This window comes from Aurantiacibacter gilvus (assembly GCF_038289935.1).
Classification (GTDB): domain Bacteria; phylum Pseudomonadota; class Alphaproteobacteria; order Sphingomonadales; family Sphingomonadaceae; genus Alteraurantiacibacter; species Alteraurantiacibacter gilvus.
The window spans coordinates 306177-319145 of sequence record NZ_JBBYHV010000001.1 but is presented as its reverse complement, the minus strand read 5'-3'; the positions used below and the strand labels follow the sequence as shown (position 1 = coordinate 319145).

Annotated in this window: 10 protein-coding genes; 5 read left to right on the top strand and 5 right to left on the bottom strand. The window is 63.8% G+C overall.

Annotated elements, in window-relative coordinates:
• The first annotated feature begins 48 nt into the window (after nucleotides 1-48).
• Nucleotides 49-777, top strand: coding sequence for a hypothetical protein (locus AAEO60_RS01530; protein ID WP_341671876.1), 729 nt, complete (start codon nucleotides 49-51; stop codon nucleotides 775-777).
• A gap of 7 nt (nucleotides 778-784) precedes the next feature.
• On the opposite strand, the gene AAEO60_RS01525 is transcribed toward AAEO60_RS01530, so the two are convergent.
• A complete protein-coding gene (locus AAEO60_RS01525; RefSeq protein WP_341671875.1) occupies nucleotides 785-1999 on the bottom strand; it encodes an MFS transporter in 1215 nt (404 codons plus the stop codon).
• A gap of 84 nt (nucleotides 2000-2083) precedes the next feature.
• On the opposite strand from AAEO60_RS01525, the gene AAEO60_RS01520 reads away from it, so the two are divergent.
• On the top strand, nucleotides 2084-2422 hold the full coding sequence (locus AAEO60_RS01520) for a tRNA-binding protein (protein ID WP_341671874.1): 339 nt from the start codon (nucleotides 2084-2086) through the stop codon (nucleotides 2420-2422).
• Here the strand turns inward: AAEO60_RS01520 and AAEO60_RS01515 are convergent.
• The 3 genes from AAEO60_RS01515 to AAEO60_RS01505 form a co-directional block, all read right to left on the bottom strand.
• Entirely contained in the window at nucleotides 2419-4368 is a 1950-nt protein-coding gene (locus AAEO60_RS01515; RefSeq protein ID WP_341671873.1) for a tetratricopeptide repeat-containing sulfotransferase family protein, read from the bottom strand. The genes AAEO60_RS01520 and AAEO60_RS01515 overlap by 4 nt on opposite strands.
• Nucleotides 4369-4459: 91 nt before the next feature.
• Complete coding sequence (locus AAEO60_RS01510) at nucleotides 4460-7108, bottom strand: TonB-dependent receptor (protein ID WP_341671872.1); 2649 nt, start codon at nucleotides 7106-7108, stop codon at nucleotides 4460-4462.
• 362 nt (nucleotides 7109-7470) lie between these two features.
• Nucleotides 7471-9183: a BCCT family transporter gene (locus tag AAEO60_RS01505; protein ID WP_341671871.1), complete on the bottom strand. Its 1713-nt coding sequence runs from the start codon at nucleotides 9181-9183 to the stop codon at nucleotides 7471-7473.
• Nucleotides 9184-9401: 218 nt separating this feature from the next.
• On the opposite strand from AAEO60_RS01505, the gene nadA reads away from it, so the two are divergent.
• From nadA to AAEO60_RS01490, 3 genes are read left to right on the top strand one after another with little or no spacing between them, the layout of a single operon-like run.
• Nucleotides 9402-10388: a quinolinate synthase NadA gene (gene nadA / locus AAEO60_RS01500; protein ID WP_341671870.1), complete on the top strand. Its 987-nt coding sequence runs from the start codon at nucleotides 9402-9404 to the stop codon at nucleotides 10386-10388.
• Between the two features lie 12 nt (nucleotides 10389-10400).
• Entirely contained in the window at nucleotides 10401-10694 is a 294-nt protein-coding gene (locus AAEO60_RS01495; protein ID WP_341671869.1) for a hypothetical protein, read from the top strand.
• Between the two features lie 36 nt (nucleotides 10695-10730).
• Nucleotides 10731-12065 (top strand): DUF2254 domain-containing protein, encoded by a 1335-nt coding sequence (locus AAEO60_RS01490; RefSeq protein ID WP_341671868.1) that lies wholly within the window; start codon nucleotides 10731-10733, stop codon nucleotides 12063-12065.
• On the opposite strand, the gene AAEO60_RS01485 is transcribed toward AAEO60_RS01490, so the two are convergent.
• The gene (locus AAEO60_RS01485) at nucleotides 12062-12949 is read right to left on the bottom strand and encodes a DMT family transporter (protein WP_341671867.1); all 888 of its coding nucleotides are present in this window, start codon (nucleotides 12947-12949) and stop codon (nucleotides 12062-12064) included. The two genes, AAEO60_RS01490 and AAEO60_RS01485, sit on opposite strands and share 4 nt — an antisense overlap.
• Nucleotides 12950-12969: the final 20 nt, after the last annotated feature.

Sequence of the window (12969 nt, the reverse complement as noted above, 5' to 3'; positions counted from 1 at the left end):
TGTGACACTCTCAGTCCCGGTCGCATGGCTGCCAGGGGGAGAGGCACCATGGCAACAACTGCGTCTGTTACCAAAACTCACGTCGATCCACGCAATTACCGCGCGGACCAGGGGTTCTTCCTTGGCCTGTCGGTGATCCTGACAGTGCTGATCCTGACCGGCTTCGGACAACTGGCCGCCCGCGGCATTACCGATCCGATCGGCGCGCCGCTGCGCCTGCATACCCACGCCCTGCTGCTGGTGGGCTGGCTCGGCATCTTCTGCATGCAGAACTGGCTCATCTATCGCGGCAACCTGGCTTGGCACCGAATGCTTGGCTGGCTGGCGATGGCGCTCGTCGCGGCAATCATCGTGGCCAATTACGTCGTGACCATCGCGGTCATCACCGAGGGCCGCCTCGGGCCGCAATTCACTCCTGCCGGGTTCACCGCGCTGGGCACGGCCGATACACTGACTTTCGTTGGCCTGATCGGCTGGGCCGTGGCCATGCGGCGAAACACCCAATGGCACCGGCGATTGATGTTCGGCGCCACGTTGATGGTGGCCGCCGCCGGCTTCAATCGCCTGCTGGGCGCCTTGCCCTATTCGGAGGTGCTCAGCATTGCTTCCCAGCTGGCCTTCGTCGCCGCCATAGCCTGGCACGACCGGCGGGCATTGGGACACATCCACAAGGCCACCATTGTCATTGCCGCGATGGTGCTGATCCAGCGCTCGCTGCCGACGCTGTTACCGAAGCTTGACCCCTGGGTGGATTTCACCAACCGGCTGACCGGCTGAGCGCCCCCTATCCTTCGTCCTCCAGCACGGCAGCCATCGGCGTGGTGCGAGGCAGCGACTGGAAGTCCTGCTGCTCCGCTTCCGGGACCGGTTTGCTGACGGCCATGCGCCAGAAGCCGAACAGCGCGCCCGCCAGCGCGATGGCACCGATGGCAGCGAACAGCCCGGCCGGGCCGAAACTTGCCATGGCGACCGACCCGAGCATGGGGCCGCCCGCCGCACCGACCGAATAGACCAGCACCAGCCCGCTGCTCGCGCCAACGCGTTCGCTTTCGTCGAGATGGTCGTTGGAGTGCGCCACGCACAGCGGATAGAGCGCGAAGGCGAAGCCGCCGAACAACGCGCCGACGGCAAAGATTGCCAGCGGCTCACGCACCATGGCGATACCTGCGCAAAGCATGGCAGTCACCACCATGCAGGCGATGATCACCCTGCGCCGGTCGAACCGGTCCGACAGGCGGCCGAGGGGATATTGCATCACGACACCGCCGCTGATCACGCAGGAGGTAAACAATGCCACCTGCGACAACGGCAGGCCCACCCGCTGCACGAAGACGGCACCCAGCGCGTAGAAGGCACCCAGCATCACGCCGGTCGCCAGCGTCCCCAGAATGCCCAGCGGCGAAGCCTCGTAGAGCCGCTTGAGCGAGAAGGGTGCCGAGGCTTCGATGGTTGGCTGCTGGATCTTGGTCAGCACCACCGGCAGGACCGAAAGCGACAGCAGGACGGCTGACGCCATGAAGGGAAGCGCCGGGGCGTTGTCACCCAGGTTGAGCAGGAACTGCCCCACCGCCTGCCCGGAATAGAGCGCGATCATATAGGACGCCAGGATAGCGCTGCGGTTGTCCGGCCGGGCCACGCGGTTGAGCCAACTTTCGAGACAGACGAAGACACCGCTCATCACGAAGCCATCGGCAAAGCGCAGCAAGGTCCACACCGCGACATTGTCGATGATGGCGTAGGACAGCGAACTGGCGGAATAGAAGGAAACGAAGGCGGCAAAGGCGCGGATGTGGCCGACCCGCGCGATGAGCGGTGCGACCTTGAGCGCGCCCAGCGTCAGCCCGCCGAAATAACTCGTGGCCATCAGGCCGATCAGCAAGGCACCCTGTCCCGCCTGTTCCAGCCGCACGGCGATCAGGGTCGACAGGAAGCCGCTGCCTGCCATCAGCATGAAGATCGCCACCAGCAGGGTGCGGACAGAATTGAACGAGGCCATCATCACCTGCGCCCCTAATCGTCTTGCCGCCGCTACGCCAGTACCGGGTGGTGGACTCGCCGCTGCACCCCGCATAGGCACCCGCTCATGACCGAAATCAGCTTTGACGAATTCATGGCGGTGGACATCCGCTGCGGCACCGTGACCGACGCACAGCCCTTTCCGGAGGCGCGCAAGCCCGCGATCAAGCTGTGGGTCGACTTCGGTCCGGAGCTGGGGGTGAAGAAAAGCTCGGCCCAGATCACCGACCACTATTCGCCCGAAGGACTGGTGGGCAGCAAGGTGATGGCCGTGGTCAACTTCCCGCCGCGCCAGATCGGGCCCTTGATGTCCGAAGTGCTGGTGCTGGGCTTCCCCGATGCAGACGGCGCGATCCTGCTGGCCCGGCCTGACGGCGACGCGCCAGACGGCGCGCGGATGGCCTAGGCAGCGCCCAGCGCCTGGCGCAGGTCTCCCAGCCACGGATCATAGGGCAACCAGGCGCCCTGCCCCTTGCGGTTGAGCGGCTGGCGCACCTGTTCGCTGCTGGCCGTGCGCACCGCGCGTTCGGTCTGGTGGAAGTTGAGGCAGGCATCTTCGAACGGCAGGCCGCAATGGTCGAGCATGCGGCGGATCTGCCCTTCGGGATCGTCGAGCACATCTTCGTGCTGCACCCGCAACACCTTGCCCGGCAACACCTCGTCCCAATGCTGCATCAGGTCGACATAGTCGGTGTAATAGCGGCCGATCTCGGTGAGGCCGTAAGTGAACTCCTGCCCCTCGGCGAACAGCTGCTTGAAGCCGGAGAAACAGCAATCCATCGGCGCGCGGCGGGCGTCGATGATCTTGGCATTGGGCAGGATCAGGTGGATCAGCCCGATATGGCGGAAGTTGTTGGGCATCTTGTCGATGAAGAACGGCGCGCCCTGGCGGTGGATGCGGGTGTTCTCGATGAACTGCTCGCCGAATGTCGCCAGCTGCTCATCGGAGAGTTCATGCAACACCTGCGGGTAGCGTGACTGCCCCGCCTTGCGTCCACGGAGCCTGTGCGCCAGCGCCAGGATATCCGGCAGTTCCAGCGTCCCGTCGACCTGCGAATGACTGGCCAGGATCTGCTCCAGCAAGGTCGAACCCGCACGCGGCAGGCCAAGGATGAATATCGGATCGGGAGCGGCATGGCCTGCACCTGCGTGCTTGGCAAACAGCTCCGGCGTGCAAAACTCGGCCTGCTTGGCCAGTTCCGCGCTCATGGCATCCGCATCGTAGCGCGTCTGCGCCCGCTTCAGGGCATTGCCCTTCTCGTACCAGCCGAAGCTGGCCTCGTAATTCTTGCGATCTTCGTGCGCCTTGCCGAGCGCAAAGGATAGGTGGACGCGGTCCATGAAGGCCAAGTCCGGGCGCGCCGCCTGCTGCTCCATCGTCGCGATCTCGGCATCGGTGAACTCGTAGGTCTTGAGATTGGCCAGCGCATACCAGGCATCGCCGTGTTCGGGCCTGGCGGAAAAGGCCGCACGGTAGCTGGCGACGGCTTCGTCGCTCCTGCCCGTGGTCTTGAGCGCATGACCGCGGCTGGTGAGCGTCGCCGGATCGCCCGGAATCTTCTCCAGCACCTGTTCGAACAGCGCAAAGGCGCGGTCGTAGTCGCCCGTCTGCATGGATTCGATGGCAAGGTGTGACTGGAACAGCGGGCTGCCCGGATCGCTGTCGTAGAGCGCCTCGGCCACTTCGCGCGCCTTGGCGAACTTCTGCCGCCGCCGCAGCGCGTCGATATAGTCGAGCCGGACCTGCACGTTCGCCGGTTCGAACACGGTCGCGCTTTCCAGCAGGAACTCGGCGTCGTCGAGGATCCCCAGCTTGATGCCGATCTGCGCCAGCAGGCGCATGCCCTCGACGTGCTTGGGGTTGTTGCGCAGGAAGTGGCGGCACACTTCCTCTGCCCGCAGCAGGCGGCCTTCGTGGAGGTGGTGGGTGACCGCCACCAGCTCGCGCGGCAGGGCGGCAATGCGCTCTGCCTGTGCCCGCGCCGCCCGTGTTTCCGCGCCGGATTGCAGGTCTGCGAGCGCCCGCCAGCTGGCATCGAGTGCCGGGTTGAACCGGGTAGCGCGCTGGTAGGCAGCGACGGCATCGGCATTGCGGCCTTCGGCGCGGGCGAGGTGACCGCTCTCCTGCCAGGCGCGGCCATATTCGGGCATGACGGCATGCAGGCGCGCCAAATTGGCTTCGGCTTCGGGATATCGCTGCAGGTAGCGCAGGGCGACGGCGGCCATGTAGAGCGCCTCGGCATCGTCTGGTTCGACAGCCAGCACCGGTTCGACCAGTGCCAGCCCCTGTGCAAAGTCGCCTGCCTGCAGCGCGTTTTGCACCAGCTTCAGTTGCTCGTCCCGGTCGCTCATGCGGCCTCCCTAACAAAGCCCGGCAGCACATACAAAACAGCGGGGGCGAACCATGGTTCGCCCCCGCCGATTGTCATGCCATGAAGGCGGATCAGTAGTCGTAAGAGACCCGGAAACCGACAGTCAGCGGACGGTTGGTGGTGATCCGCGCGCGGTCGTTGACGAAGTTGCCCGAGATCTGCGCCCGTTCGTCGAACAGGTTCTCGCCGAAGACCTCGAAGCGCCACATGTCCGCTTCGATACCGGCAGCCAGATCGACGACGGTGTAGCTTTCCAGCTCGAGCTTGTTGATCTCGATGATGTCGGTGAACTTCGATGCCGAATAGGTGACCTGCGGCTGGATGTAGGCACCCAGCGTGTTCGACAGGTCCCATTCGTAGCGGATGCGGACATTGCCCTGGAATTCCGGAGCAAAGGCCAGCGGCTCACCGACGACCACGTCGTTGGTCGGCGTCAGCACTTCGGTGATCTCGGTGTCGAGAATCGAGAAGGCACCGGCGAAGGTAAAGCCCGGCAGCGAGTAAGGCGCGACGGTGAAGTCGGCCTCGAGACCGTAGATCTCTGCATTGGCCGCATTGTCCGAGAAGAACAGGTTGGTGATGCTGGGATCGAGGATCGTCGTCTGCAGGCGGCTGATGTCGACATAGAAGGCACTGCCGTTGAAGCGCAGCTGGCCGTCGATCAGGTCAAGCTTCCAGCCGATCTCGTAGTTCTGCACCTCGTCGGTCTGCAGTTCGAACGGGACGGTGAAGCCCGCGCCATTGGTGGCGCCACCCGGACGGTTCAGCAGGCCCGGACGGAAACCTTCCGAATAGGTCGCGTAGACCAGCGTGTCCGGAGTGGGCGTGACCTGGATCGTGCCCTTGTAGATGAACCCGTCGGTCTGCGCCGTGTCGGGCGCGCGGACGGCATTGAACACCTGCTGTGCCTGGCTGGCGGAAAGACCGGCGTCCATGATGTCCTGTAGGCTGTCGTCCAGCGTGAAGGTCTGGCGCAGGTCCGCGTTGCACGAGTTGATGAAGGTATAGCTGCCATCACCATCGTAGAGGTCGTTCAGGTCCGTGCCGAAGGCATTGGCATCCTGCGCCGCCCCCGAATTGCAGAACGAACCGTTGGCACTGCCTTCGAAATCGACTTCGATATCGTAATAGCGCGCGCCCAAGGTCAGCGTCAGTAGGTCCGGCACCACGTCGAAGCTGACTTCGCCGAAAATGCCGATCTGTTCGTCCGTCCGGCGGATGTCGTTGCGGAAGATGGTTGCAGCCGGGAACGGGCCGGGATCGGAATTGTAGCCGGCCTGCGGGAAGTTCGGCGCGAACGGACCGAACGGCTGGGCGATCACGTTGCCCGGATAGGCGAAGTCGTTGCGCTCGCGCAGTTCCAGGTCGGAGTAGAAACCACCGGCGGTGGCGCGAACGCGCCAGTCCTGTGGCGTGCTGAAGCGCAGTTCCTGCGTGAACACGGTCGTGTCGCTGTCCGAGGTCACATAGAGGTTGGGCGCCTGGCAGGTGCCCGAGGGATCTGCAGCACCAGGATAGCTGACCGAGCCGTCACAGATGTAATACGGCAGGTACTGCCCGATGAACATGTAGTCGGTGTAGTCGACGCGCTGCTCTGTCTCGCGATCGGTGTAGGCACCGGTGTAGACCACATCGAGCATGGCCAGGCGGCCTTCAACGGTCCAGCTGGTGTTGCTGAAATCGTCTTCCAGCCGGTCTTCCTCGTAGCGCTGGATTTCCAGGTCATCGAGGCCGTCCAGCTCGGGATCGGCGAAGAACACGCCATCGCTCTCGACGCTCTGGCGCGAATGGGCGACGGTGATCGTCCAGTCCGGCGTGATCTCCCACAGCGCAGTGGCGCGGAAACCGGCGTAGCTCGTATCGTTGAAATCCTCTTCCACGAGCCCGGCATTGTCGGCCGCGAGGAAGTTGACGTCCGACAGGTCCGCGGTCGACTGGAAACCCGCGCGCAGGGCGCTCACCGGCACGCCGTTGGCGCGCACGGTGCCGGCCGGGCGGAAGCGGGCGCTTTCGCTCAGGTCCTGTGTGCCCTGGACATTGTCGATATAGCCACCCTGCTGGTCGAGATAGGCGACGCCGCGCAGTGCCAGGGTGTCGGTCACCGGCACGTTGAGCATGACCTCCGCCTTGTACGAGGTCTCGCCGCCTTGGGTGAAGCTGACTCCCGCCGATGCACCGGCGTCGAATCCGGAAAGGTCCGGCTTGTTGGTTATCAGGCGGACCACACCAGCCTGCGAGCTGGCACCAAAGAGCGTGCCCTGCGGCCCCGAGAGAACCTCGATCCGCGACAGGTCAGCGGCATAGACGTCGAGGTTGCGACCCGGCTGCGCCAGCGGCTGCTCGTCGAGGTACATGGCAACGTTGGGCGCGAGACCGGCAACACCGGCCGTGGTCAGGTTCGGCGTGGTCGAGGCCAGGCCGCGGATGTAGATGGTCGACTGGCCGGGGCCGCTGCCGCCTGCCGTGACGGTGGGCAGCTGGTCGAGGTAGTCCTCGAAGGTATCGATGTTGAGTTCTTCAAGGCCTTCTGCGCCGAGCGCCTGGACCGAGATCGGCACATCCTGCAGGTCTTCTTCGCGCTTGGTGGCGGTAACAACGATGGTGCCCACACCACCCTGCCGCGCCTGGGGAGCAGCCGGGGCTGCCTCCTGCGCCAAGGCGGGTGCTGCGAGTGCAATGGCAAGCGCGCCAACTGACGCGCCGCTCGTAAATTTCGACATTTCTGGAATACCCCTTTGAAGTCGCAATGCGAGATCACGCGACGACGGTTCCGGGCCGCATGATCATACAAATATCCAGCGCAAAAGAATATGCGCGCGGCGCGAGCGAATAGCGGGGCTATTTGGGGGATGCCACCGGACTCACCGGAATTCGCTGGAGTCCAATTTCATATGTTGCATAAGAACAACATAAAAATAATTATGTAAGCATAGATCAAATAGAGAAATGTCGTGACTTCAATGCATATATCTTTTTGTCATTTTACATGACTTTTACGCAAACGGCCGAATATTGCTTGCAATAGCTCCGAAAGTCCATTTTTCTCTTTATTCGAATTCACGCTATTGCTTCTTGATCGTTACTACGCCTTGTTTTGCGCAGCCTCCCACTCCTCGCAAGCCTCTGCAGTAGTCGGCACCCCGTGCCGCTGGCGGATCAGGTCGAATATCACTGCCTTGACGATGGAAATGGCCATCAGCGCGACGACGACGGAGAATGGCAGCGCGCCGATGATCATCGTAATCCGGATCGCATCGATCCCGCCGATGATCAGCATGGATCCGACCATGAAGGCCAGCGCGGCACCCCAGAACAGGATGTGCCGGCGGCGCTGGCCATCGGTTTCACCCGCACCGTTGATGGTGTTCACGATCAGGATCGCGCTGTCGGCGCTGGTAACGAGATAGGTCATCAGCAGGACGACGACGAGGGCAGAAACCACCCAGGCAAGACCGGGGTCGAACAGGACCGCCAGCGTGGCGTAGAGCTGATCCGAAATACCGGCATTGACGATACTGCCGTTCGCGGCACCGCTCAGTTCCAGGTCGATCGCCGTGCCGCCTACCAGCGTCATCCAGACAAAGCACATCAGCGACGGCACCAGCAGCACGCCGAGCACGTATTCGCGCACGGTGCGGCCGCGCGAGATGCGGGCGATGAACATGCCTACGAACGGCGCGAAGGCGATCCACCAGGCCCAGTAGAATACGCTCCAGTCGAGTTGCCACTGCACCAGCGCCTCGCCCACCGGAGTTCCATCCGAGGGGAACAGCGTGAAGGCCTTGGCGGGCAAGGTCCGCAGATAGTCATACAGCCCGACACCAAGCAGTTCGAGACTGTAGAGGCCCGCGCCAAAGACGGCGAACAGCGCCAGCAAGGTGAAAGAAAGTCCCATGTTGAGGTTGGACAACCACTTGATGCCCTTGCCGACACCCGACAGCGCACTGAACGTCGAGGCCCCCACCAGCAGCACGAGCGAGACGATGATTGCTGCCGGGGTCGAACTGCCTTCGGCATCCACCAGCCAGCCGCCCATGCCCAGTCGGTTGAGACCAGCAACGAACTGTTCGACGCCGAAGCCCATGGTTACGGCCACGCCAAGGATGGTGGCGACCACTGCCACGATGTCGACCAGGTGGCCGGCCCGGCCCGACATCACCGTGCCGAACAGCGGCGCGAGGGCAGAGCGGATCGTCAGCGGCAGGTTGCGGCGATATGCCACATACCCGATCGCCAGCCCAACCAGGCCGTAGCTTGACCATGCGGCCAGGCCCCAGTGCAGAAAGGTATAGATGTAGGCCGGACGCACGGCTTCAGCTGACAGTGGCGCGGCGTCACCGCGGATGATGTCGGGGTTGTTGGCGAAATGGGCCAGCGGCTCGCCGGTGGAATAGGTCAGCATGCCGATGCCGATGCCCGCCCCGAACAGCATGGCGAACCAGCTGAAGCGGCCGAATTCGGGCTTTTCGCCGGGCGCGCCGATGCGCAGGGTGCCCGCTTGCGGGATCAGGGCCAGTCCCAGCGTCACCAGCATCAGCGAGCCGACAAGGTAGACGTACCAGCCGGAGAAGGTCGAAATGATCGTCAAGTTGGCAGCCGAAAGTGTCTCGTTCGCGCTGACGGGAAAGAAGATGGCCCACATGATGATGAGCGACACGATGATCTTGGAAGGAATGGTCACCGAGCGGCTGAAGCCGTCGTAGAATCCGCGGTCGTGGGTCTTGATGGGCAGGTCCACCAGGGGTGGATCAATCGGCGCGTCCTCCGGCTTGGTTGCGGGGATCTGCTCGTTCACGAAATGGCCCTCCTGCCGTGGTGGCAACGGCTCCGCACCGGCGAAAGGCGCCAGATGCTGAACCGTCAGTGCTGGGAATGGCATTGAGCATAGAGAACTGGGGCATCAATGCAAACGCAGGGCCAATCACGCCGTTTATGGAACCCCCTCGCCACAGCGCCCGTTCTGGGTATAAGCGCCGCAAAACCAATAGTCCGACAAACCGATGGGGACCCTCCATGAGCGCAGAAACCAGCATCCCGCCCGGCATCGACCTGCTCGAAGAAATCAACCGCCTGCGCAAGGAGCGCAACGCGGTGATTCTGGCGCACTATTACCAGCGCCCCGAGCTGCAGGACCTCGCCGACTTCGTGGGTGACAGCCTGGAGCTGTCGAAGAAGGCTGCCGAGACCGACGCTGACGTCATCGCCTTCTGCGGCGTGAAGTTCATGGCCGATACCGCCAAGATCCTCAGCCCCGAAAAGATCGTCGTGCTGCCCGACATGGAAGCCGGTTGCAGCCTGGAAGACAGCTGCCCGCCGGACAAGTTCGCCGCCTTCCGCGCCAAGCATCCAGACCATATCGCGCTGACCTACATCAACTGCTCGACTGAGGTGAAAGCGCTGTCGGACGTGATCGTCACCAGCTCCAGCGCCGAGACCATCCTCAGCCAGATCCCGGAAGACCAGCCGATCATCTTCGGGCCGGACCGGCACCTGGGCGGCTACCTGAACCGCAAGTTCAACCGCGAGATGCTGCTGTGGCCGGGCGTGTGCATCGTGCACGAGGCTTTCAGCGAGAAGGAGCTGATCAAGCTCAAGGCCGAGCATCCCGAAGCGCCCATCGCCGCGCACCCGGAATGCCCGCCGCACATCATCGACCACGCCGACTATGTCGGCTCGACCAGCGGCATCCTCAATTTCGCAAAGACCTTCCCCGGCGACACGCTGATCGTGGCGACCGAACCGCACATCATCCACCAGATGGAAAAGGCGATCCCCGAGAAGACCTTCCTCGGCGCGCCGGGTGCGGACGGCAACTGCAACTGCAACATCTGCCCCTACATGGCGCTCAACACCATGGAGAAGCTCTACCTCTGCCTGCGCGACCTGGAGCCGCGCATCGAGATCGAGGAAGACCTGCGCCTGAAGGCCAAGGCCAGCCTCAACAAGATGCTGGAAATGGCTGCTGGCACTGTAGGCAAGGGTGACCTGGGGCGGGCGTAACCGGGCGGATCAATGCCGCTTTACCGCCTCCTGATCGAGGGACGGGACTTCCCCGGCTTCCTGTTCGACAAGACGGACACGCCGTTCGGCTTCTTCACCACGCGCTGGGTCGAAGCTGCAGATCCAGTGGACGCAGAGCTGACCGCCTTTCGTTCGGTGCGTTGGGAGTTCAAGGACATCCTTCCCGAGCAAAAGGGCAGCGAAACCGAACCGACACTTCACCTTGTCGACATCGAGGAAGTTGACGACATTCCCGAGGACGCGCCGAGTTCCGGGGCGACATGGTTCCCGATGGGTAATGATTAGCCGCAACCCAACGCCCTTTCGCGCGTTGTCCCTCTCATGAGGGCACAACTCCTGTGGGCATGGCGGCGGCTTAACGCCAATTACTGGTTCTATCCGGCGCTGTTCGCCGTGCTGGCCTTGGCACTCGCCTTTGCCTGCATCGCGGCGGACCGCGCGGGCTGGGCGGAGCGGCTTAACGAGGTCGAATGGCTGGTGCCGGCGCGGCCTGACGGGGCGGCCAACATGCTCACGGTTATCGCCGGCAGCATGATCGCAGTCGCTTCGACCGTGTTCTCGATCACCATCGTCGCGGTCAGCTATGCCAGCAGCACCTATGGCCCGCGCCTGCTCACCAATTTCATGGAAGACAAGGGCAACCAGTTTTCGCTGGCGACCTTCATCGGCACCTTTGTCTTCGCCATTACCGTCCTGCGCACCGTTCGCGGGGAGGACGAAAGCGCATCGACCACGGTTGACGCTGCCGCCACCACTCTGCCGGGGTTCGTGCCGCAACTCTCGCTGCTGGTGGCCTTCCTCCTGATGGGACTGTCAGTGGCGGTGCTGGTCTATTTCCTCAATCATGTGCCCTCTGCCATCCGCATCAACCAGGTGGTGCGCGGCATCGGCGAGCGGCTGATGAGCCTGATCGCGAAGACCTATCCCGAGCGGGGAGAAAACGGCGACCTTGCACGGCGTCCTGAAGGCAATCCGCTTCTGGCGAAAGAAGCGGGCTATGTGCAACTGATCGATTTCGAGGAACTGGCGCGGATGGCCCGCGACTGCGGCAGCCAGTTCACCCTCTCGGTGCGCACCGGCGATTTCGTCCACCGGGGGCTAACGATCCTGCAAGTCTCGGGCGGTGACTGCGACGAAGAGCGAATGGAAGAGTTGCACGGCTGTTTCACGCAAGGCGCGGGCCGCACGCCCGAACAGGACCCGGAGTTCCTGATCGATGAACTGGTGGAGATCGGATTGCGGGCCCTGTCTCCCGGCATCAACGATCCCTTCACGGCCGTGACCGCACTCCATTGGCTGGGTGCGGCAACAGCCGAACTCGGCAGTCGGAAATTGGTGAAGCAGGTGTGCGACGAGGATGCAGAGTCCTGTCCCGTCCATCCGGTGCCCGACGATTTCGACCACTACGTGCGGCGCGGTTTCGGTGCCATTCGCAGTGCTGTCGCGACGAGCCCCATTGCCGCGCGAATAATGCTGGAAACGCTGCAAAATGCTGCCGGTTCGGTGTCTTCCGACAACCGCCGGACGCTGCTGCTCGACGAGGCAAAGCGCCTGCACGAACAGGCCTCCCTCAATCTGCGAGGACCGGACAAGCGCGAAGTCGACGAACGCTTCGCGGTACTCATGGCCGAGTTCGACCAGGCCCGCTCTGCCTAGGCGCGCACTCGCGGCGTCACGACTTTCGCCAGCACCAGCGCGCTGGCCACCAGCACGATGCCGAGCAGGTCGAGCGGCACCAGCAGCTCGTCGAACACCCACCAGCCGACCAGCGCCGCCACGGCGGGCTGGGTCAGCAGGCCGATGCCGATCACCAGCGGCGGGAACAGCCGCAGGGCATAGACCAGCAGGCCCTGGCCCACGATCTGGCTGGAAAAGGCGAGCACCAGCAGCGGGGTCCAGTCGGTCGGCCAGACCGGTTCGCCGCGTAGCAGCGCGACACCCAACAGTACCGGCGTACTCGCCAGCCCGGCGAGCGCGAGCAGGCTCCAGCTGCCTAGCTGCTTGCGCGCATCCTGCAGGATCAGCAGGTAGCCCGCGTAGAGGATGCCCGCGAGCAGGCAGAACAGGTCGCCGATCAGGTTGGCGGTCGACAGCTCCAGCGACCGGCCCAGCAGGATGGCCGCGCCGGTGATCGCTGCGACAATTGCGGGCCATTCGCGGCCCGCCGGCAGGCGGCGGAGCATGACGAAACCCCAGACCATCAGGATGATGCTCCCCGAATTACCGAACAGCACCGCGTTGGCCAGCCGGGTGTCGCCGATGCCCACGTGCCAGGAGGCAATGTCGAAACCGAACAGCACGCCCGCCGCCGCCACGGCGAGGTAGGTCTTGCGCGGCAGGCCGGTCACCGCCTGGCCGTTAAGGCGCGCGAACAGGAACAGGAACGGCAGCGCCAGCGCCAGCCGCCAGAAACCCGCGCTCACCGGGCCGCTGTCCGCCAGCCGCACCAGCCAGGGGCCGCAGGCAAGCGCGACGTTGCCGCCGATCAGGGCGGCGAAGCCCAGCGCCCGTGCGCGAATCCCTTCGTCGGCATGTTCCACCCTGCCGCTCTAGCGCGCGC